Raw genomic sequence first — 20,871 nt, forward strand, 5'->3', positions numbered from 1 at the left:
GGGAGTGACCGTGCTGACATTCGACGACGTGTACCGAGCCCCGCTCGACAAGATGAAGGCCGCGGCCGACGACTGGTCGGAGATGAAGGCCAAGCTGGACAGGTTGGCCGAGGACGCCCGTACGACGATGGCGGCCAAGGCCAAGGACGACTACTGGCGTGGGGTGAACGCCGAGGTCACGAAGCCGTTCGTGGACAAGACGGCGAAGGAGTTCGCGGACGCGGCCAAGGAGGCCGACGGCATTCACAAGATCCTTCAGGAGGGGTACAGCGCCTTCAAGAAGGCGCAGGACGACCTCAAGAGGATCATCGACACCGAGGCGCCCGCGCAGGGAATGGTGGTGATGGCGGACGGCCACGTCGAAGCCCGTGACTCCGTCACCCTGATCAAGGATTCCGAGGTCCGGAACGATCCCGACTATCCCGACCGGGTGCGCCGGGAACGCGAGGCCGTCCAGGCGATGCAACTGCGCCTCGACGCCGTCGTCGAAGCCTGCGACGACGCCGACGAATCCTGCTCCAATGCGCTCAAGGCCAACGTCACTGGCGACAAGCACAACTTCAGCGGCCCGAAGTACGCCAGCCTCGACGCCGAGGAGGCCCAGCGCGCGCTCGCCCTGGCGAGGAAGGGCGCCGACCTCTCCCATGAGGAGCTGCAGCGGCTGAACGAGCTCCTTCAGGACAATCATGGTTCGCAGGAGTTCTCCAGGAAGTTCTACGACGGTCTCGGCCCGAAGGGGGCGCTGGAGTTCTTCGCGCGGCTGTCCACGGATACGTACGGAGACGACTTCGGGGCGGGCGAGCCGGACAAGCAACGTCTGAAGGATGTCCAAGCCCTGCAACAGAACCTGGGCTTCAACCTGGCGACCGCCACCCGGGGCGGGGACCAGTGGGCCGATCGATGGTCGACCGAGATGCGGAGACTGGGCACCGAGTACATTCCGCTGACTTCGTACGAGACCAAGCCCGCGCTCGGCTATCAGCTGCTCGGCGGCATCATGCGGTACGGCACCTACGACCCCAGGTTCCTGGTCCCCATCGCCGAGCACGTGACGCAGTTGCACGCCAAGTCTCCCAACTTCTTCTCCGAGAACACCGGCGGCTGGATCCAGAACCCGTACAACCCGTCCGGGACCAACGGCTCGGGCTTCGATCCGATGACATCGATGCTGGAGGCGCTCGGGCACAGCCCTGAGGCCGCGAAGCAGTTCTTCTCGGCCGATCCGACGTCGTACGAGGTGGACGGTGGCGCCGGCGGCACGCTGGACCTCGGCAAGGACAAGGACGGCAAGGCGATCGAGAACTACTTCGACTTCTTCACCAACGAGAAGTACGCGTCCTTCCAGGACAGCACCGGCCATGTCTCCGCCGAGGCCACGGCGGACTACCTGCCGGATGCGTTCGGCCATGCATTGGAAGCCGCGACCACGGGGCACGCGTGGGACGATCCGAGCCCGGAACTGAAGCGGGACGCGCAATCTGCAGCGATCATGCGAGAAGTGATGACCACATACGGAGCCGACTCTGGACTGCGTGAGCGCCACAAGGCATTGATCGACAGCCTGGGGAACATGGGGGCCGCGTACATCGACGACCTCAACTACTCCATCTACAACTTCGGTGAAACCGGAGATTCGCTCAATCGCAGTGAGCTCTTCCCGCTCAGCAGTGACAAGAGCGCCCGTACTGACTTCGGCCAAGGCGTAAGCCTGAAGTTCATGGCGGCCGTCGCCGCGGATGACGGTGCCTACCGGACCATGTCGGCAGCGCAGCAGGTCTTCGAGGCAAGTGGTATCAGGGCGCTGCACTCGAACCAGGACAACGTCATCGCCTTCGCGGAAAACGCCACCAAGGTCCACGGGCTGCTTGACGAATCCCGAATCATTCAGATCGCGGACGATTTCAAGACTGACGAGGACGCGCGCAACCTGGAACTCGAGAAGCAGGCCGAGTGGCGAAAGTCAGCCGTCAGCGGCGGTGTCGCCGCGGTTGTGGGCGTTGGATCCGCCGTAGTGCTCGGGCCCGCCGCGGGTCTTGTGGCCACCACCGTCGTCCCCATCATCATGGAGAGCGCGGGCGCGACGCTCAACACCAACTACGCCACCGACACGCTCCAATACCTCAAGGACAACGAGTACAAGAACGACGACCAGGCGCTGGACGCGATTTATCGAACTCAGCTCTCTGGGCAGAGCAGCGCGATGGTTCCTCTGCTCAACTACGCCGAATCTGTCGACATGTCGGTCGGTGAGAAGCGCAAGCTGTTCTCTGGTATGGAGGACGCGTACAACAGGGGCGTGATCGCGGTCGGCGGCTCGATGAAGGTCAAGTGACGATGCGAACTCCCAGGTCTCGGGGGGCAAAGGGGGCGCTCCCGCTCTCCCTCGCCCTTGCCCTCACGGCAGTGGCATGCAGCGGCGGGAGCGGAGCGGACCAAGGTGCCGCGAATGCGGCGGTTCAAGCCGCCCTGAAAACATGTGCGGCCTTCTTCGGCGAGGACAACGTCGCCACCGTGCGTTCCGGCCTGGGCGAGATCGATGTTGCCAGCAGGTCCGTGGACTCGACGAAGGACGAGCTGCTCAAGGACGCGCGGGCTTGGCGTGCCGAGTCGGACGACCTCAAGCGCACCTCGTATCGTCCCTGCCAGCTCCGGGACGTCCGGCAAAGCGAGGGAAACCTCGCCGGCACGGTCAAGTGGTCCCAGTTCACCATGGAGTTTGTCTCCAAGGGCGCGGACGCCTCTGAGTGGCACAAGGCTTCCGACGGCGTGTACGTGAAGGAACAAAGCCTGGTTGACGGCCGTGCGGTGGTCATGGTCTGCACGGTTCCGGGTACAGCGCCAGGGCAAGGGAAACAGCTTCCCTTGGAGGTCAGGCTGCGGGCCGAGGGACTCGACGACGACGGCGGTGGCCTGTCAGGGAGGCTGCTCGCGAGCCTCGCCCGGAACACACGCAGCCTTGTGGGGTGTCAGGAAACGCTCGCGATTCCGGACACTTTGTGAGAACGCAGCGGGTGTTGTGGCGCGGTGCGGTCGGGGTGCTCGGGCTCGCGGCGTTCGGGGTGGTGGCGACGCCCGCGTACGGGGAGAGCGTGCGGCAGTGGCACCTCGACACCATGCATGCCGAGGAGATCTGGCAGATCAGCAAGGGGCAGGGTGTCACTGTCGCCGTCATCGACAGCGGCGTGGACGACAAGAACCCCGATCTGTTGGGGCAGGTGCTCGACGGCAAGAACCTGGCTCCTGAGGAGAAGGGTGACGAGCACACGGACTACGACGGTCACGGCACCGGCATGGCCGGCCTGATCGCCGGCACGGGACAAAGCGGCGGCGGCGACGGTGCGTTCGGCCTGGCGCCCGGGGTGAAGATCCTTCCGATCCGGGTTCCAGGCCTGAGCGCGGGGAGCCAGAGCCAGGCAGACAGCGACGCCGAGTTCAACAGGGTCGTCCCGGAAGCCATCCGCTACGCGGTCGGCTTCCCAGGGGCGACCCTCGGCGTGGTCGGCGTGGGCGCCATCGACAAGAAGCTGACGCGGACCAAGGAGTCCCAGTACGGACCCCAGGTCGACATCGTGGCGCCGGGCGAGCAGATGGTTCACGCCTGCGGCGGCGGCACCGGGCTGTGCAAGTCCCACGGCACCAGCGACGCCACCGCCCTCGCCTCCGCCTCCGCCGCCCTCATCTGGGCCAAGCATCCCGACTGGACCAACAACCAGGTCCTCAAGGTCATGCTCAACACCATCGCCGCTCCCAATGACGGTGCCGGCCGCAACGACTACATCGGCTACGGCGCCGTCCGTCCGCTCCGGGCGCTGAAGACCCCGGGGGATCCCGGTCCCGCGGGTGTGCGGCCGATTCCGGACCTGCTGTCGGAGCAGTCAGGTTCCGCCTCGGCCTCGCCCTCCGCCGCTCCGTCCTCGTCCGCTCCCGCCACGGCCCCGCCGGCCGCCTCCGCGTCCTCCGACGACGGTGGGAACACCGGGCTGTGGGTCGCCCTCGGTGTGGGCGCGGCCGTGCTTGTCGGTGGGGGTGTGACCGTGGCGGTCGTACGGGCGCGGCGGCGCCGGACGCCTCCGGTCGCGCCGCCGCCCGCGTACGCGCCGTACCAGGGCACGTACCCGACCTCGTACCACCACCAGCAGCAGCCGCCGCAGAGCTGAGACGCGGATGCGCTGTTGCACTTGCGTGCGGGAGGGGTGGTCCCGGTAGCGTGTCAACACGTCTGGAAACAATGGCGTGTTGATGTGCGATCGAGCCAACAGCGGGGGAGGAACTGTGGCTGGAGACATGCAATCGCGAAGCCGTCTCGATCTGTTGAGCCAGGGCGGGGACGCGGGGGCTTCCCCCGAGCAGGGGATGAGCCTGGCGGGTGTCGCTCCCGAGCCCGGCGGGGCAGGCGGAGCCGGTGGCGGTGGCGGTGGCGCGGTCGGCGGGGAGGCAGATCTCAAGCAGTCCGCGGGGCCCTGGACGAGTGCCGCGGGCGCGGTCGTGGGGTTGCAGTCGGACACCAATGCGGGACTGACGCAACTGGGCACCGCCCATGAGGGAGTTCAGGCCAACACCGAGGGTCTGGAGACCACGGCGGCCCTCAGCGCGGTGCTGTTCTCGTGGCAGGAGCGGCTGAAGGCCGTACGGGACGAGGCGGGCAGTCTGGAGCCGTCGCTGCGGCAGGTCGCCAAGGACCACGGTGAGATGGAGACGACCCTGCGGTCCCACTTCGCGGCCGTGGCGCCCTCGTCCCCCCAGGACAAGGGAGGTCGGTGACGCCCATGATGTCGATGCAGGAGCTCAAGGACCTGAAGCTCAACGAGCTGGTGGAGGCAGCCAGGGGCTGGGGCGAGGTCAGCAAGCGGGCCTACGAGTCGCGGGGCAAGCTGGACAAGGAGATCGTCCCCAAGCTGACCGACGTCACCAAGGGGATGGGGACCATCGCGGCAGCCGCCCGCCTGGGCCGGCTCGGCCGGAACTACCAGTACATCCACACCGAGTGCGGTCTGATGCAGGTGTCCCTCAGCGGACTCGCCGAGGAACTGGCCGCGCCGCAGCGCAGGCTCCTCGACGCGCTCGCCGACGCCGAGCACCTCGGCTTCACCGTGCACCCCGACTGTTCCGTCAGCTATCCCGCCGCCGGCCCCGAGATCGACGGGCAGAAGCCGCAGGGCGACACTGTGCGCCGTTCGGACGGGATGTTCGGGCGGATCATGGACGACGTCCGGGCCGCGGCCAACCTCAATCCGAACGCCGCGAAGGCGCAGGACATCGCCGACGCGATAGGCAGCGCGCTCTCGGAGGCGCGGACGATCGACGGCCAGTACGCCGCCGCCGTGCGCCGGCTCAAGGCCGAGCAGGGCCTGGACGTCACCGAGAACACCTGGGCCGACGTGAGCAAGGACGCCGGCGCGGTCCACGGAGCGGCCGACGACGTCTACAAGGACGACATCCCGCTGAACCAGAGCCCCGCCGACCGCAAGGAGTGGTGGAACGGGCTCAGCGAAGACGACAAGATCGCCTACCTGGCCGCGTACCCCGACACCATCGGGAACCTGGACGGCATCCCCGCGGTCGCGCGCGACGAGGCGAACCGCACCTACCTGCCCCAGCTCATGGGCAAGCTCGCCGACCAGGGCGACGAGGCGTCCATGACCAAGCTGGACGGCCTCCGGGGCATCCAGGACAAGCTGAACGCGGGCAGCCAGCCGCCCATGTTCCTGCTGGGCGTCGGAGACCAGGGGAACGGGCGCGCCATCGTGTCCTTCGGCAATCCGGACACGGCCACGAACGTCTCGGCGTACGTTCCGGGCCTGGGCACGAAGCTCGACGGGTCGTTCGCGGGCGGAACGGTGAAGCGGGCGTACGACACCGCGGTCGGCGCCCAGAAGCTCGATCCGTCCAGCGCGTCCATCGTCTGGCTGGGCTACGACGCCCCCCAGGACATCGACGTGATGTCGGAGGACGACGCCAGGAACGGCGCTCCGGCGTACAGCTCCTTCATGGAGGGCCTGTCGGCCACGAACGACCACGGCGACGCCGCGCACATCACGGCGATCGGCCACTCGTACGGTTCGCTCACGGTCGGCCAGGCCACCCAGCTCCACGACGGCGGCATTCCGGGAGTCGACGACATCATCCTGGTGGGCAGCCCCGGCGTCGGGGTGGACAAGGCCACGGACCTGGGCGTCGACCCCGGCCATGTCTTCGTCGGCGCGGCCGACAACGACGTCGTCACCAAGCTGCCGAGCAAGGGCGAGTCGAAGGCGGCCATCGGAGGCACGGTGCTCGGCGGGATCGTGGGCACCTTCACCGGCCCGCCCATCGTCGGGACGGTCACCGGCGCGATCTCGGGCGGACTGGGCGGTTACGGCATTGCGGAAACGTTCGACCGCGGCCACGACGACATCTACTTCGGCAAGGACCCGGCCAGCGAGGCCTTCGGAGCGACCCGTTTCCGGGTCGACCCCGGTCCCGAGCTGGTGGACGTGAAGTTCCCCGAGTTCTGGGAGACTCGGCCGGACCTCAGCGCGCACTCGAACTACTTCACGCCCGAGAAGGACCAGATGTCTGCAGACAACATCGCGGCGATCGTCGCCGGCGAGCCCGGCAAGATCATCCCGGAGGCGCGGCGATGAGGGGACTGCGGGTGCTTGCCGTGGCAGGCCTCGCGACCCTGCTCACAGGTTGTGCGATGACGGGCGGTGGGCCGGCGCGGAGTGGTGAGGAGAAGGTGCCGAAGGTGGACCCGAAGATGAACATGCAGCAGGCCGCCGACCGGGCGGACGAGATCCTGGACGACGTGCTCGGCGCGATCCAGCCCCCCGTGGAGTGGACCCATCGGCCGACGATGGCGGGCAACTGCTCGACCGACCGCTCGCGCACCGTGATGACGATCATCTCCGAGCAGCGCAGGGGCGCGTTCCTCGGTCTGGTCGACCGGCACTGGAAGAGCAAGGGCTTCACGTTCCGCGCGACGAGCAAGGACAAGCAGGCGGCGTACTACGTGAGTCCGGACGGGTTCCAGGCCAGCGTGCTGATCGGCTGGAAGGGGCAGGCCCACTTCGAGGTGACGACGCCCTGCGTGGAGAAGTCCGACGTCAAGCCCCCCACGTCGGCGCCGCACGGCCGCGACTACTACAACGAGCCGCCCACGGCGCCGAACGTGACCTCCGACTTCTGGTCGGCGACGACGCCGGCGGCCAACTGAGCCGGCGGGCCGCTGAGCCGGCGGGCGTGACGCCTGTGCCGTGACGGTGAGTTGACCGAGTAGCCCCACCCGTACGGGTGTCAGCCGTCCGCCCCGCGAGCCCCGCCCGCACCGGGCCCCGCCCCCATGGCCCCGGGGGCGGGCCGGCGTCGCGTTGACGCGGGCCCCCTCATCCGGTCGTACGCGTGCGTAGAGTCCGGTGCTCCGACAGCGGCAGCGAGGACGCCTGGGGCGGGGCAGGGGTGCAGGGGTGGGGACAGTTGTGTCGTTCGACGAGGAGTGGGCCGCCGCGCGGAGCGCCGCGGCCGGCCGGGTAAGCATGCGGCTGAACCGTACGGGTACGGCCCCGGATTCCGGCGGTGGTGCCGGTGGCGGCGGTGCCGATCTCGGGTTCCGGCAGGACCACCTCGGCGCCATCGGCCATGCCGCCCACGAACTGCACGGCCGCCTCGCGAAGGACGGCCACCACGCCCGTACGGACACCACCGACGCCGCGACCTGCCTGTCGCACAACGGCTTCCGCACCGGCCCGGCCCTGGCGACCGTCCAGGAGACCTGGGCCTCCCAGCTGGGCACCCTCCTCGACGCCTGCGCGCACATCTCCAACCACCTGGACTACAGCGCGGCCGCCCACGCGAAGGACGACGAGGACATCAGAACGGCGATCGCCGTGTCGAGGATCAGCGAGTACTTCACGTAGGGACGAGCAGGAGTAGGGGGCGGGTAGCGCATCGTGCTGACCTTCGACAACGTGTACCACGCGCCGCTCGACCGGATGAAGGCCGCGGCCGACCGCTGGTCCGAGATGAAGGGCCGGCTCGACCGGCTCGCCGAGGACGCGCGCAAGACGATGGCCGCGAAGGCCGGGGCCGAGGACTGGCGCGGCGTGAACGCCGAGGTCACCAAGCCCTTCATCGACAAGACCGCGAAGGAGTTCGCGGACGCGGCCAAGGCCGCGGACGGCATCCACAAGGTCCTTGAAGACGGCTACCACGCCTTCAGGAAAGCGAAGGCCGACCTCACGACGCTCGTCGAGACCGACGCCCCGCACCAGGGGCTCGTGGTGAAGAGCAACGGCGTCGTCGAAGCCGCCTTCTCGCTGGAGCGGGAGGCGGTCGCGCACTACGACCGCGACTACGCCGAGGCCCTGCGCAAGCAGCGCGTCGACATCGCGGCGCTGCAGCGTCGCCTCGACGCCGTCATCGACAGCTGCGACGACGCCGACGAGGCGTGCGCGAACGCGCTGCGGGCCGACATCACCGGCGACAGGCACCAGTTCAGCGCCCCGAAGTACGGCAGCCTGGACGCGGAGCAGGCGGACCGGGCGCTCGCCCTGGCGAGGAAGGGCCGGGAGGGCCGCGGGCTCTCGCACGCGGAGCTGGTGCGGCTCAACGAACTGCTCGGCGACCACCAGGGCTCGAGGGAGTTCGCCCGGACCTTCTACGACGGCCTCGGCGCCAAGGGCGCCCTGGAACTCTTCGGCGGGCTCGCCGGGGACGCGACCGGCGGCGTGAAGCTCGACGCGGAGCGCCTGAAGGACGTCCAGGACCTGCAGAGGAACCTGGGCCTGAACCTGGCCACGGCGACGCGGGGCGGGGACGCGTGGACCGAGACGTGGTCGACCGAGATGCGCCGGCTCGGCACCGAGCGCATCCCGTCCTCCCCGCGCGACCACAACCCGGCGTTCGGCTACCAGCTGCTCGGCGGCATCCTGCGCCACGGCGACTACCACCCCCGCTTCCTGGTCCCGATCGCCGAGCACGTCGCCCAGCTCCACGCGAAGGACCCGCGCCTCTTCAACGACAACAAGCCGATGGTGGAGGGCTGGTTCCACAACCGCTTCAACCCGTCGGGCGTCAACGGCGCCGGGTACGACCCGATGATCCCGATGCTGGAGGCGCTGGGGCACAGCCCGGAGGCCGCGAAGCGGTTCTTCTCGGCCGAGCCGACGGCGTACGGGGTGGACGGCCGTGCGGGCGGCACGCTGGACCTCGGCAAGGGCAAGGACGGTTCGAAGATCGAGAGTTACCTCGACTTCTTCGCCAACGAGAAGTACGAGTCCTTCGGCGACATCGACAGCAACGATCCCGACGAGAAGAAGAAGGCCGCGGACTACCTGCCGGACGCGTTGGGGCACGCGCTGGAGGCGGCGACGCTCGGGCACGGGTGGGACGACCCGAAGCCGGAGCTGAGGCGGGACGAGACGACCGCGGGGATCATGGCCAGAGTCGTCGACAAGTACGGCGGCGACGCCGAGTTCCTCAAGAAGCACCACTCCGCCCTGGCGGACAGCCTCGGCACCATGGGTGCCGGCTATGTCGACGACCTCAACTGGGCACTCACCAAGAACGAGTCGACGGCTCCGTTCGCACCTGGTGGGGACGGTGCCGGGCACCTGAGGTTCGGGAGGACGGCGGCGGTCGACTTCCTCAGCGCCCTGGGGCAGCACCCGGAGGCGTACGCGACGATGTCCACGGCCGAGCGCCTGTACACCACCAGCGTGCTGGAGGCCCAGGTCGGACCGGACGGCCGGATCGCCGAGGACCGGGCCCGGGAGGCCGTACGCACCGGCGCCTCGCTCCAGGGGGTGCTGGACGAGGCCCGAGCAAGGCAGGTCGAGGCCGAGGGCATGAAGCTGCACGAGGACTACGAGAAGGCGCAAGCGAAGAAGGCCGCCTGGGTGGAGTTCGGCACCGGCGCAGCCATCGGGGCCGGCGTGGCCTTCCTGCCGGCTACGGCTGCCGCCGCGGGAGCCGCCGCGATCATCGTGCCGCTTGCCGTCGACACCGGCTCCGGCGCCATGGAGACGCTCGCGGGACAGGTCGTCGGCGACTGGTCCGACAAGGCGGTCGAGGACCACAAGGACGCGGCGGAGGACAAGATCCACGAGGACAGGAAGGCCATCTACGAGGCCGGCCGGTACAGCGCCGAAGCGCCCATGGAGCGCTTCTTGCAGGTACACCGATCGCAGGTGAGCGGCGACTGCAGGCAGGACCTCATCGACGCGGTCGACATCGGCTACGGGAAGGGCAACACCCTGACGGGGCAGACCGGTAACGCCTCCGAGACCGGTTGATCGCGCGCGGTCGACCCGAGGATTCACATGAGGAAAGGGATCAGGGCCGGTGTGTCGGGGCTGGCGGCATGCCTCCTGCTCACTGGCTGCGGAGGAGGCGAAGAGCCTGAGGCGCAGCGCGTCACAGCCGCGCAGCAGTGCGACGACACGCTTTCACCCGAGGCGGCCCGTGCCCTCGAAACGGTGCTGAGGACCGACAAGTTCGACCACGACCCCAGGGGCGGTCTGGATCGCGTCGTGGCGCAGCTGACCGAGGACTACGCGGAGGGCGGGTTGCGGTCGCGGAGCCGTAGCCTCTGCCGCGCCGATGCCGCCGGCCGTTCGGACCGGGTCGACATCCTCTTCGGACGGTACGACGACAGCGACCTCATCGGAGATGCCGACCCGGTCGGTCTGCACCCGTATGGCATGGGGCGTGAAGCGTGGTCCGGTCCGCAAGCCGCGTATCTGTTCGTGACCTGTGTGAGTCCTCGGCTCGAAGGATCCCGGGAGCGGCCCGCCCGCTTCGACGGGATGCTCAGATTCAGACGACCGGACCTCCCCGACACCCCCGCCGTCCGCGAAGCCAACCTCACCGTCCTCCACTCCGTCACCCTCGCCCTCGTCAAGAAACTCGGCTGCGAGAACAACGCGGGGCTCCCCGAAAAGCCCGTGCTCAAGCCCAGGCCCGAGTAGCCCCGAGGAGAACGGAAAGGGGCGGCTCCCCTCGGAGAGCCGCCCCAATCCCGGTCCAGAGACCGTGGCGGGAATCGAACCCACGTAACTCGCTTTGCAGGCGAGCCCCTCAACCACTCGGGCACACGGTCGTGGTGACAGGAACGACGTTAGGCGGGGGCGAAGAGGGAGCTCAATGGTTTCGCCGGGGACGCAACACGACTGCCATACCCCGTTCATGGGCGCGCGGTGATCGGGCCCGGTGATCGGGCCGGGGGCGTACGACCATCGGGGCAGGAGGGATGGGACTCGCGACAGGGGCCATATCCGGCTACGACCCTTACTCTGGGCGTATGAGCGCCCTCGAACCGCGTGACGTCGACGCTGACGTCGTCGACGCCGTCGCACCGCCGCCCGCCGCCGTGCCGTCCGAATCCGCAGGCGGCGGGTCCGTGCTCGACCGGGGGCATCGGGCGCTCAGCATCGGGATCGTGTCCGTCGTGCTGCTGATCGCGTTCGAGGCGACCGCCGTCGGGACGGCGATGCCCGTCGCGGCGCGGGAGCTGGACGGGGTGCCGTTGTACGCGTTCGCGTTCTCGGCGTACTTCACGACCAGTCTGTTCGGGATGGTGCTGTCCGGGCAGTGGTCGGACCGGAGCGGGCCGCTCGGGCCGTTGACGGTCGGGATGAGCTGTTTCGCGGCCGGGTTGCTGCTCTCCGGGACGGCGGGCGCGATGTGGCTGTTCATCCTCGGGCGGGCCGTGCAGGGGCTCGGCGGCGGGCTGGTGATCGTCGCGTTGTACGTGGTGATCAGCCGGGCGTACGAGGAGCACCTGCGGCCGGCGATCATGGCGGCGTTCGCCGCGAGCTGGGTCGTGCCGTCGGTGGTCGGGCCGCTGGCGTCCGGGACGATCACCGAGCAGCTCGGCTGGCGCTGGGTCTTCGTCGGCATTCCGGCCCTCGTCGTGTTCCCGCTCGCGCTCGCGCTGCCCGCGATCCGGCGTACCGCGTCCGGGCCCGCCGACCCCGAGGCGCCCGTCATGCCGTGGGACCGGCGGCGGATCCGGCTGGCGTTCGCGATATCGCTCGGGGCGGCGCTGCTGCAGTACGCCGGGCAGGAGCTGCGCTGGCTCTCGCTGCTGCCCGCCGCGGCCGGTGTCGCGCTGCTCGTGCCCGCCGTGCGCGGGCTGCTGCCCCGTGGCACATACCGGGCCGCCCGCGGGCTGCCCTCGGTCGTGCTGCTCCGTGGCGTCGCGGCCGGCTCCTTCATCGCGGCCGAGTCCTTCGTACCGCTCATGCTGGTCACCCAGCGCGGACTGAGCCCCACCCTGGCCGGGCTCTCGCTCGCCGTCGGCGGCCTGACCTGGGCGCTCGGCTCCTGGGTGCAGTCGCAGCCGCGCACGGAGCCGTACCGCGAACGCCTGGTCGTCCTCGGCATGGTGCTTGTCGCGCTCGCCGTCGCCGCCGCGCCGAGCGTGCTGATCCAGGGCGTGCCGGTGTGGGTGGTCGCCGTCGCCTGGGCGTTCGGCTGTTTCGGCATGGGCATGGTCATCGCCTCCACCAGCGTCCTGCTGCTCAAGCTCTCCGCGCCCGAGGAGGCCGGGGCGAACTCCGCCGCCCTCCAGATCTCCGACGGCCTCTCCAACGTCCTTCTCCTCGCCGCCGGCGGCGCCGCCTTCGCCGCGCTCGGCGGCGGCGCGGTCGGCCACGCCGTCTCCGAGGCCGGTGCCGCCGGTGCCGCCACCGGGTCCCACCCGGCCGCCTTCGCCGCCGTCTTCCTGCCCATGGCCGGGGTCGCCGCGCTCGGCGGCTGGGTCGCCACCCGCCTCCGCGACCGAAAGGCGGTGGCTGCGGAGTCCGGTCCTGCCTAGGGTTCGGGTATGGAACGACACCCCGACCTCGCCGATCTCGCCGACGCCCGAGGTGTCTCCGTCGACGAGCTTGTCGACGAGGCCGTACGCCGGTACGTCGACGTCGAGACCGCCCGCGTCACGCACGCGGCCCAGCGGCTCGCCCTCCGCCACCACGACCTCCTCCGGAGGCTCGGAGCATGAGCCGCACCACCGGCACCCGCTTCCTCACCGTCGCCGAGGTCACCGCCGTCGCCCGCCTCGCCTTCACCGGCGACGGCGACCCCGAGCTGCGCGCGCCCGGGCTCCTGGAGTCCGCGGTGCACCGTCCCCGGGCCCGTATGTTCGGCGAGAGCGCGTACCGCGACCTCTACGAGCAGGCGGCCGTCCTCCTCCACGCCCTCGCCTCCAACCACCCCTTCGTCGACGGCAACAAGCGCGCTGCCTGGCTCTCCGCCGCCGTCTTCCTCGCCGTCAACGGAGTCGATCTCGCCGACGCCGACCAGGACCGGGCATACGAGCTGGTCGTGGGCGTGGCCGGGGGCGAGCTGGCGGACATACCCGACATCGCGGGGCGTCTGAGAACGCTTTCGGGAGAGGCCCGAGGGCCGGTGTGAGGACGGTCTCACGGCGCCTCGACGCGGGCTCGTTCGTACGGGGTCGCGGCGGTCGCACCGGTAAGGTGGCCCGGTTGTCATATCTGGACGAGCGTCTGGACGAGCGTCGAACCGTAACCGGAGATCGTGACTACCACCGCCACCTCCTCACACCACCTCTCTCCCGCCTTCCCCGGCCGCGCCCCCTGGGGCACCGCCAACAAGCTGCGAGCCTGGCAGCAGGGCGCGATGGAGAAGTACATCCAGGAGCAGCCCCGTGACTTCCTCGCGGTCGCCACGCCCGGCGCCGGCAAGACCACCTTCGCGCTGACCCTCGCGTCCTGGCTGCTGCACCACCACGTGGTGCAGCAGGTCACGGTCGTCGCCCCCACCGAGCACCTGAAGAAGCAGTGGGCGGCCGCCGCGGCGCGGATAGGGATCAAGCTGGACCCGGACTACAGCGCCGGGCCGCTCAGCAAGGAGTACGACGGGATCGCCATCACGTACGCCGGCGTCGGCGTGCGGCCCATGCTCCACCGCAACCGCAGCGAACAGCGCAAGACCCTCGTCATCCTCGACGAGATCCACCACGCCGGAGACTCCAAGTCCTGGGGCGAGGCCTGTCTGGAGGCCTTCGAGCCGGCCACCCGGCGGCTGGCCCTCACCGGCACGCCGTTCCGCTCCGACACCAACCCGATCCCCTTCGTCACGTACGAGGAGGGGAACGACGGCATCCGCCGCTCCTCGGCCGACTACACCTACGGCTACGGCAACGCGCTCGGCGACGGCGTCGTCCGGCCGGTCATCTTCCTCTCCTACAGCGGCAACATGCGCTGGCGCACCAAGGCCGGTGACGAGATCGCCGCGCGCCTCGGCGAGCCGATGACCAAGGACGCCATCTCGCAGGCCTGGCGCACCGCGCTCGACCCGCGCGGCGAGTGGATGCCGAACGTGCTGCGCGCCGCCGACCAGCGGCTCACCGAGGTCCGCAAGTCCATCCCGGACGCCGGCGGCCTGGTCATCGCCTCCGACCAGGACTCGGCCCGCGCGTACGCCAAGCTGATCCGGGAGATCACCGGCACCAAGGCCACCGTCGTGCTCTCCGACGACACCGGCGCCTCGAACCGCATCGACGAGTTCAGCGAGAACACCGACCGCTGGATGGTCGCGGTCCGCATGGTGTCCGAGGGCGTCGACGTGCCGCGGCTGTCCGTCGGCGTGTACGCGACGACGATCTCGACCCCGCTGTTCTTCGCGCAGGCCGTCGGGCGCTTCGTGCGATCCCGCAGGCGCGGCGAGACGGCGTCCGTGTTCCTTCCCACCATCCCCAGCCTCCTCGGCTTCGCCACGGAGATGGAGGTCGAGCGCGACCACGTGCTCGACAAGCCGAAGAAGGCGGGCGAGGACGAGGATCCGTACGCCGAGTCCGAGAAGGAGATGGCGGAGGCGGAGCGGCAGCAGGACGAGGACACCGGCGAGCAGGACATGCTGCCCTTCGAGGCGCTGGAGTCCGACGCCGTCTTCGACCGCGTCCTCTACAACGCCGCCGAGTTCGGCATGCAGGCCCACCCCGGCAGCGAGGAGGAGCAGGACTACCTCGGCATCCCCGGGCTCCTCGAACCCGACCAGGTGCAGCTGCTCCTCCAGAAGCGGCAGGCCCGGCAGATCGCGCACAGCCGCAAGAAGCCGGACACGGAGGCCGACCTGTTGGAGCTTCCGGCGGAACGGCGGCCCGTCGTTTCCCACAAGGAGCTGCTTGAGCTGCGGAAACAGCTCAACACGATGGTCGGTGCGTACGTTCACCAGAGCGGCAAGCCGCACGGTGTCATCCACACCGAGCTGCGCCGGGTGTGTGGCGGGCCGCCGAGCGCGGAGGCGACCGCCGGGCAGATCCGCGAGCGGATCAAGAAGGTGCAGGAGTGGGCCACGCGGATGCGGTGAGCCCGGTCCGATCCCACGATTCCCACGATTCGAGGCCCGTACGCAGGCGGCGTACGGGCCTCGGCCGTGCCCGGGGCCGGCCCCCACGGTCGGCCCCGGGCACACCTCGCACGCTACGGGGACGAACCGGGCCCCCTTGTCCGCCAAAGTCCCGCGTTCGGCCGACTTAGGTCCCGAACCGCCCGTATCCGGTCGTCGGCGCCCGGATTCTGGACGAGGTCTTCCGCTGAGCGGAGCACGCCGCTACTGTCCCGGCTCAAGCAAACGCCCCGTGGCAGCGCCGCCGCGGAGCGCAGCCGGTGTACCCCGTCCTGCCGGCGGCCTCTGACGTGCGTCGCCGATGGGACCGGTGTCGCAGCTTTCGTACGAGTCCGCTGTCACTCACTCCGAAGGAGAGGGCGTCGTGACCGCGGAGACCTCCCAGACGCTCGACCGGGGACTTCGAGTCCTCAAACTGCTCGCCGACACCGACCACGGCCTGACCGTCACCGAGTTGTCCAACCGACTCGGGGTGAACCGGACCGTCGTCTACCGATTGCTCGCCACCCTCGAGCAGCACGCCCTGGTCCGCCGCGACCTGGGCGGCCGCGCCCGCGTCGGGCTCGGCGTGCTGCGCCTGGGCCGCCAGGTGCACCCGCTGGTGCGGGAGGCCGCGCTGCCCGCGCTGCGCTCGCTCGCCGAGGACATAGGAGCCACCGCCCACCTCACGCTGGTGGACGGGGCCGACGCGCTCGCCGTCGCCGTCGTCGAACCCACCTGGACCGACTACCACGTGGCCTACCGCGCCGGCTTCCGGCACCCGCTGGACCGCGGGGCGGCCGGCCGCGCCATCCTCGCCGCCCGTCAGGGCGAGCTCATCGAACCCGGCTTCACCCTCACCCACGGCGAACTGGAAGCCGGCGCCAGCGGCGCCGCCGCGCCCCTGGTCGGCGTCACCGGCATCGAGGGCAGCGTCGGCGTGGTCATGCTCGCCGACGCCGTCCCCGAACGCGTCGGCCCCCGCGTGGTGGACGCGGCCCGCGAGGTCGCCGACGCGCTGCGCTAGAGCGCGCGGCGGCCGGGGTCAGGGCCCTGGGTCGTACGGCCTCCCCCGGGTTACGGCCCGGGGCGCGGGCGCAGGGGCCCTGGGGTTACGGCCCGGGCCCAGGTCCGACATGCGCGCGGCCGCCGCGGGGCGGGGGCCGCGGCCTGCGGCCGCGCCCTGGGGCTTCGGCCCGGGGCACCGGAGAGCCTCCCGGCGGTACGCCGTGCCCGCCCCCCCACGGGCCTCGCCCGAGGGGGCCCACCCGCGCCCTACAACCTCCCCCCGCCCCCGCGCGCGCCCACCACCAGGTCCGCCAGGGGCGTTCGGGTGTGGGTCACCGAGCGGCCGGTGCGGGTGGTGGTCAGGAGGGCGGCGGATCGGAGGGCGGCTGCGTGGGTTGAGGCGGTCGCGTTGCTGATGTGGAGGGCTTGGGCCAGTTCGGTGGTGGTCAGAGGGGTGGTGAGGAGGCGGAGGAGGGCCGCGCGGGTGCGGCCCAGGGCTGCTGCCAGGGGGTCCTCAGGGGCTTCCGGCTGTGGGGCGGGCGGCGGAAGGGCGGGGCTCGGCGGGTAGGTGAGGACCACCGGGTGGGGCGGGAGGTCGTGGAGGAGGGGGCCCGAGGGGTGGTGGAAGGTCGGGACGAGGAGCAGGCCGCGGCCGGCCGGGTGGATGTCGCGGTCGGGGGCGGCGGCGGGCCACTCCCAGACGGTGCCGTCGAAGCGGGTGCCGGGCGCGAGGGACAGGAGGGCGGCGGTCAGGCCGTGTTCGGCGACCGTCAGGGCGTGGCGGGCGAACGCGTCGCGGTGCAGGTCCTGGACCAGGGGCCAGACCGGCGCCAGGACCGTCTCGTACGCGGCCCGCTGGGCCCGGCGCACGGCCCGCCAGGACGCCGCCTCGCCCGCGTGCAGGCCACGGATCCAGCGCGGCGCGGGCCCCGCCCCGTACACCCGCTCCAGCTCGGCCCGCACGGTCTCGGGGCGCGTCGCGCGGATGCGGTCGAAGGCTTCGTCCAGGGTGTCGCCGAGGACGTCGAGGAAGGCCGGCGGGCGGCCGCCCGGCACGAGGTCGGCGAGCGGGGCGGCGGCGGTCGGCAGGGTGCGCAGGATCCGGGCGCGCCAGCGCCCGAACAGCGGGCCCGCCGGGAACGGCGCGACGGCCGTCGTCAGGGCCGCGTGGAGCTCCTGGAGCGGGGACGGGCGGGGCGCGAAGCGCACCCGGGCGAGATCGTCGGCCGTGAAGTGGATCCGCAGCACCCGTACAACTCCCCGTTCCCCGCAAGCCTTTCGGTCAGGGCCTGAACCTTCGCGGCGCGGCCCGCCCCGCTCCCACGATGCTCGCATGACCTCACGACGGACCCTCCTCAAAGGCGCCCTGATCGCCCCCATCGTCGCCCCCTCGCCGCGCCGCCCCGCGTTGCCGCTGCCCGCGCCGACCGGGCCGTACCCCGTCGGGCTGCGCACCCTCGCCCTGACCGACCCCTCCCGTACCGACCCCTGGGTCGGCGGGGTGCGGGAGGTGATGCTCACCGTCCTGTACCCGGCCGCCGGCGTGCGCGGCTGCCCGCGCGCCCCGCAGCTCACCCAGGCCGAGGCACAGGCGTTCGCCGAGCTGGCGCCGTGGATCCACCAGGGGCTCCCGGCGGAGGGCACGGTGGACTGGGGGAGCGTCCGCACCCACGGGCACATCGGCGCGCCGCCGCTGCCGGGGCGGCGGCCGGTGCTCCTCTACAGCCCGGGCGGCGGGGACGCCCGCGGCCTCGGCAGCGGCCTGGCCGAGGACCTGGCGAGCCACGGCCGGACCGTGGTCCTCGTCGACCACCCCGGCGACGCCAGCCAGGTGGAACTGCCGAGCGGACTGCGCACCACCGCCCTGCACGGGCCGCCGGACCCGTCGACCTTCCGCACCATGATCGACACCCGGGTGGCCGACCTCCGCTTCGTCCTCGGCCAGGTGCCCCGGCTGCTGCCGGAGGCCTCCGGCATCGGGATCTACGGGCACTCCGCCGGCGGCACCGCCGCCGTGTACGCCGCCGGTGCCGACCCCCGCGTCCGCGCCGTCGCCAACCTGGAGGGCTACCTCGACCTGGACCCCGTCCCGGACACCGGCCGGCCCCTGCTCCTCTTCCGCACCGACGGCTTCACCGAGGGCGCCGCCCGCATCGACTCCTCCTGGGCGGGGGTCCCGGGCGAGCGGGCGCGGCTGCGGGACGCGAACCACTGGGCGTTCAACGACTACGCGGCCCTGGTGCCCCGGCTGCAGGCCGCGGGGCTCGTCACGGCGGAGGCGCGGGCCGCGCTGGTGGGCCCCGGAGACCCGGACCGGACGATCGCGGCGGTACGGCGCCGGGTGGGCGGCTTCTTCGCCCGCCACCTGCCGTAGCAGGGCCCGGGGCGGGCGCCCAGTAGCCTGGGGGCGTGCTCTCCCGTCTCGCCAGTCTCCCGCGCACCCGTGCCCTCGCGCTCTGCGCCCTGCCCGTCGCCGCGCTGTTCGCCGTCGCCGGGCTCGCGCCGCTGCCGTACGCCATCGCACAGCCCGGCACCACCGCCGACGTCCTCGGCAAGGACCAGGGGCGCGAGGTGATCACCGTCACCGGAGCCCCGGTCCGCCCGACCGACGGACAGCTGCGGATGACGACGATCCTGGCGACCGGGCCGTCCGCGTCGATCGACCTGGGCGACGTGGCCGACGCCTGGTTCCGCACCGACCGGGCGGTGCTGCCGAAGTCCTCGGTCTATCCGACGGGCCAGTCCGACGAGGAGATCGAGCAGCACAACCTGGGGCAGATGAAGGAGTCGCAGGACGACGCGACCCTCGCCGCCCTCGGCTACCTCAAGCTGGACCCGAAGAAGGTCAAGGTCACCCTCCACCTCGCCGACGTCGGCGGCCCGAGCGCCGGACTGCTGTTCTCCCTCGGCATCGTCGACAAGATCGACGGGGACGGCGACGGCGGCGACCTGACCGGCGGCCGGACCGTCGCCGGTACGGGCACGATCGAGCCCGACGGCACCGTCGGCGCGGTCGGCGGGGTGTCCCTGAAGACGCAGGCCGCCGCCCGCGACGGCGCCACCGTCTTCCTCGTCCCGAAGGCCGAGTGCTCCGACGCCGAGGCCGAACTGCCCAAGGGGCTGCGCCTGGTCCCCGTCACCGCGCTCAGCGACGCGGTGGCGTCCCTCCGGGCACTGGAACAGGGGCAGGAGTCGCAGGTCCCGAGCTGCTAGGACCTGTGCCGGCCTCGGCCGACGGCTTGGCCGGGGCGTCCAGCTCACGCCAGACCGGGAACAGCAGCGGCGACAGGGTGGTCAGGACGAACGCCCCGCCGATCGTGAGCAGCGCCCAGGTGATGCCCACGCTCTCGACCAGGAAGCCGGCGGCCAGGCCGCCGAGCGGGGTGGTGAGCAGCACGGCGGCCGTGCTGGCACCGCCCACGCGGCTGCGCAGCTCCTCCGGCACCACCTCGTAGAAGGCGGTGGTGAGGATCGGGTTGAGCACCCCGGCGCCGAGCCCGCCCAACGCCCCCGCCACCACCATCGGCGCGAGGGTGTCGGTGAACGCGGCCGTGAGGATCGGCGCGGCGGATATCAGGAAGCCGACGGTGAAGACCGGCCGGCGCGGGAAGCGGTGGCCCACCGCGCCGTAGAGCAGCGCGCCGGCGAGGGCGCTGCCGCCGAAGACGGCGACCAGCAGACCCTGCGCGGCCGAGCCGCCGAGCTCCTCGCGGGCGTGGATCGGCAGCAGCACCGCGCTCCAGCTGAGGGCGAGCCCGTTGGTGACCATCACCATCAGGTCGACGGCGAGCAGCAGCCGGGTGCGCAGCAGGAACGAGTAGCCCTCGCGCAGGTCGGCGCGGTACGCGGCGAGGTTCAACGCCGGTGCGTCGCGCAGCGGTTCGGCCGCCGGGACGCCCCGCAGGCCCGCCAGGACGAGCAGCGCCGACAGTAGGAACGTACCGGCGTCCACGTACAGCACCGTGTCGGCGCCTATCAGCGCGACGAGGAGGCCGCCGACGGCGGCGCCGGTCATCCGGGCGCCGCGCGAGACGGCGTCGTAGAGGCTCGCGGCGCGGGACAGCGGGGTGCCGGCGCGCTGGGCGAGGTCGGGCACGAGCACATGGCGCGAGGTCTCGCCGGGCGCGTGGAAGAGGCCGGTGACGGCCATCAGCGCGCACAGCATCCAGAACTGCAGCACACCGGCCCGGTTGAGCAGCGGGATCGCGGCGAGCGCGAGGGCGCAGATCAGGTCGGAGGCGACGGAGACCCGGCGGCGGCCGATCCGGTCGATGACCGGACCGCCCGCGATGGCGGAGACGACCACGGGCACGGCGGCGCAGAAGGCGACCAGACCGGCCTTGCCGGCGCTTCCGGTGGTCTCCAGGGCGAACCACGGGACGCCGATGAGGGTGAGCGAATTGCCGCTGATGGAGATGGCGTTGGCCGACAGGACGGCGGTCAGGGGCAGACGGGATGCGGTGTGTGAGTGTGAGATCGGGCGTGCGTGTGTGTCGGTGCGCGCGGGCACGGTGGTTCCCCCCGGTTTCGGTC

At 71.3% G+C, this 20,871-nt stretch carries 18 protein-coding genes and 1 tRNA gene; 16 read left to right on the forward strand and 3 right to left on the reverse strand.

Features of this window, described 5'->3' with window-relative positions; all coding sequences use genetic code 11:
* Positions 1 to 10 precede the first annotated feature (10 nt).
* The 9 genes from KV205_RS30890 (at position 11) to KV205_RS30930 (ending at position 10,946) form a co-directional block, all read left to right on the forward strand.
* Entirely contained in the window at positions 11 to 2,332 is a 2,322-nt protein-coding gene (locus KV205_RS30890) for a hypothetical protein (RefSeq protein ID WP_265868092.1), read from the forward strand.
* A gap of 71 nt (positions 2,333 to 2,403) precedes the next feature.
* Entirely contained in the window at positions 2,404 to 3,000 is a 597-nt protein-coding gene (locus tag KV205_RS30895) for a hypothetical protein (protein WP_265868093.1), read from the forward strand.
* 11 nt (positions 3,001 to 3,011) lie between these two features.
* Entirely contained in the window at positions 3,012 to 4,157 is a 1,146-nt protein-coding gene (locus KV205_RS30900) for a S8 family serine peptidase (protein WP_265868094.1), read from the forward strand.
* A gap of 328 nt (positions 4,158 to 4,485) precedes the next feature.
* Complete coding sequence (locus tag KV205_RS30905; RefSeq protein WP_265868095.1) at positions 4,486 to 4,761, forward strand: hypothetical protein; 276 nt, start codon at positions 4,486 to 4,488, stop codon at positions 4,759 to 4,761.
* A 5-nt stretch (positions 4,762 to 4,766) separates the two neighbouring features.
* On the forward strand, positions 4,767 to 6,623 hold the full coding sequence (locus KV205_RS30910) for an alpha/beta hydrolase (RefSeq protein WP_265868124.1): 1,857 nt from the start codon (positions 4,767 to 4,769) through the stop codon (positions 6,621 to 6,623).
* 104 nt (positions 6,624 to 6,727) lie between these two features.
* Complete coding sequence (locus KV205_RS30915; protein WP_265868096.1) at positions 6,728 to 7,195, forward strand: hypothetical protein; 468 nt, start codon at positions 6,728 to 6,730, stop codon at positions 7,193 to 7,195.
* Between the two features lie 319 nt (positions 7,196 to 7,514).
* Positions 7,515 to 7,895, forward strand: coding sequence for a hypothetical protein (locus tag KV205_RS30920; RefSeq protein ID WP_274711048.1), 381 nt, complete (start codon positions 7,515 to 7,517; stop codon positions 7,893 to 7,895).
* Between the two features lie 33 nt (positions 7,896 to 7,928).
* Positions 7,929 to 10,271: a hypothetical protein gene (locus KV205_RS30925; protein WP_265868098.1), complete on the forward strand. Its 2,343-nt coding sequence runs from the start codon at positions 7,929 to 7,931 to the stop codon at positions 10,269 to 10,271.
* A 27-nt stretch (positions 10,272 to 10,298) separates the two neighbouring features.
* Positions 10,299 to 10,946 carry a hypothetical protein gene (locus KV205_RS30930; RefSeq protein WP_265868099.1) on the forward strand — a complete coding sequence of 216 codons (648 nt, stop codon included), beginning with the start codon at positions 10,299 to 10,301 and terminating at the stop codon, positions 10,944 to 10,946.
* Positions 10,947 to 11,005: 59 nt separating this feature from the next.
* Here KV205_RS30930 and KV205_RS30935 read toward each other — a convergent pair.
* A tRNA-Cys gene (locus tag KV205_RS30935) sits at positions 11,006 to 11,077 on the reverse strand.
* A gap of 201 nt (positions 11,078 to 11,278) precedes the next feature.
* On the opposite strand from KV205_RS30935, the gene KV205_RS30940 reads away from it, so the two are divergent.
* From KV205_RS30940 to KV205_RS30960, 5 genes are all read left to right on the forward strand, one after another.
* The gene (locus KV205_RS30940) at positions 11,279 to 12,796 is read left to right on the forward strand and encodes an MFS transporter (protein ID WP_265868100.1); all 1,518 of its coding nucleotides are present in this window, start codon (positions 11,279 to 11,281) and stop codon (positions 12,794 to 12,796) included.
* A gap of 9 nt (positions 12,797 to 12,805) precedes the next feature.
* Positions 12,806 to 12,979, forward strand: coding sequence for a hypothetical protein (locus KV205_RS30945; protein ID WP_265868101.1), 174 nt, complete (start codon positions 12,806 to 12,808; stop codon positions 12,977 to 12,979).
* The gene (locus KV205_RS30950; protein ID WP_265868102.1) at positions 12,976 to 13,392 is read left to right on the forward strand and encodes a type II toxin-antitoxin system death-on-curing family toxin; all 417 of its coding nucleotides are present in this window, start codon (positions 12,976 to 12,978) and stop codon (positions 13,390 to 13,392) included. The genes KV205_RS30945 and KV205_RS30950 overlap by 4 nt, the downstream gene beginning before the upstream one ends.
* Positions 13,393 to 13,515: 123 nt before the next feature.
* Positions 13,516 to 15,312: a DEAD/DEAH box helicase gene (locus KV205_RS30955; protein ID WP_265868125.1), complete on the forward strand. Its 1,797-nt coding sequence runs from the start codon at positions 13,516 to 13,518 to the stop codon at positions 15,310 to 15,312.
* Positions 15,313 to 15,715: 403 nt separating this feature from the next.
* Complete coding sequence (locus tag KV205_RS30960; protein WP_265868104.1) at positions 15,716 to 16,357, forward strand: IclR family transcriptional regulator; 642 nt, start codon at positions 15,716 to 15,718, stop codon at positions 16,355 to 16,357.
* A 248-nt stretch (positions 16,358 to 16,605) separates the two neighbouring features.
* Here the strand turns inward: KV205_RS30960 and KV205_RS30965 are convergent, their stop codons facing one another.
* Entirely contained in the window at positions 16,606 to 17,586 is a 981-nt protein-coding gene (locus KV205_RS30965; protein ID WP_265868106.1) for a helix-turn-helix domain-containing protein, read from the reverse strand.
* Positions 17,587 to 17,671: 85 nt separating this feature from the next.
* Here KV205_RS30965 and KV205_RS30970 point away from each other — a divergent pair, with 85 nt between their 5' ends.
* A complete protein-coding gene (locus tag KV205_RS30970) occupies positions 17,672 to 18,712 on the forward strand; it encodes an acetylhydrolase (RefSeq protein WP_265868108.1) in 1,041 nt (346 codons plus the stop codon).
* A gap of 35 nt (positions 18,713 to 18,747) precedes the next feature.
* Positions 18,748 to 19,551, forward strand: coding sequence for a S16 family serine protease (locus KV205_RS30975; RefSeq protein ID WP_265868109.1), 804 nt, complete (start codon positions 18,748 to 18,750; stop codon positions 19,549 to 19,551).
* On the opposite strand, the gene KV205_RS30980 is transcribed toward KV205_RS30975, so the two are convergent.
* Positions 19,484 to 20,848, reverse strand: a complete 1,365-nt coding sequence (locus KV205_RS30980) for an MFS transporter (RefSeq protein WP_374214753.1) — start codon at positions 20,846 to 20,848, stop codon at positions 19,484 to 19,486. The two genes, KV205_RS30975 and KV205_RS30980, sit on opposite strands and share 68 nt — an antisense overlap.
* Positions 20,849 to 20,871: the final 23 nt, after the last annotated feature.

This window comes from Streptomyces sp. SKN60 (genome assembly GCF_026236535.1).
Classification (GTDB): Bacteria; Actinomycetota; Actinomycetes; order Streptomycetales; family Streptomycetaceae; genus Streptomyces.

Coding starts and splice junctions, on each gene's coding strand:
- KV205_RS30920 (WP_274711048.1), top strand. CDS start 7,515: ATGCGGCTGAACCGTACGGGTACGGCCCCGGATTCCGGCGGTGGTGCC.
- KV205_RS30910 (WP_265868124.1), top strand. CDS start 4,767: ATGATGTCGATGCAGGAGCTCAAGGACCTGAAGCTCAACGAGCTGGTG.
- KV205_RS30950 (WP_265868102.1), top strand. CDS start 12,976: ATGAGCCGCACCACCGGCACCCGCTTCCTCACCGTCGCCGAGGTCACC.
- KV205_RS30945 (WP_265868101.1), top strand. CDS start 12,806: ATGGAACGACACCCCGACCTCGCCGATCTCGCCGACGCCCGAGGTGTC.
- KV205_RS30940 (WP_265868100.1), top strand. CDS start 11,279: ATGAGCGCCCTCGAACCGCGTGACGTCGACGCTGACGTCGTCGACGCC.
- KV205_RS30970 (WP_265868108.1), top strand. CDS start 17,672: ATGACCTCACGACGGACCCTCCTCAAAGGCGCCCTGATCGCCCCCATC.
- KV205_RS30930 (WP_265868099.1), top strand. CDS start 10,299: ATGAGGAAAGGGATCAGGGCCGGTGTGTCGGGGCTGGCGGCATGCCTC.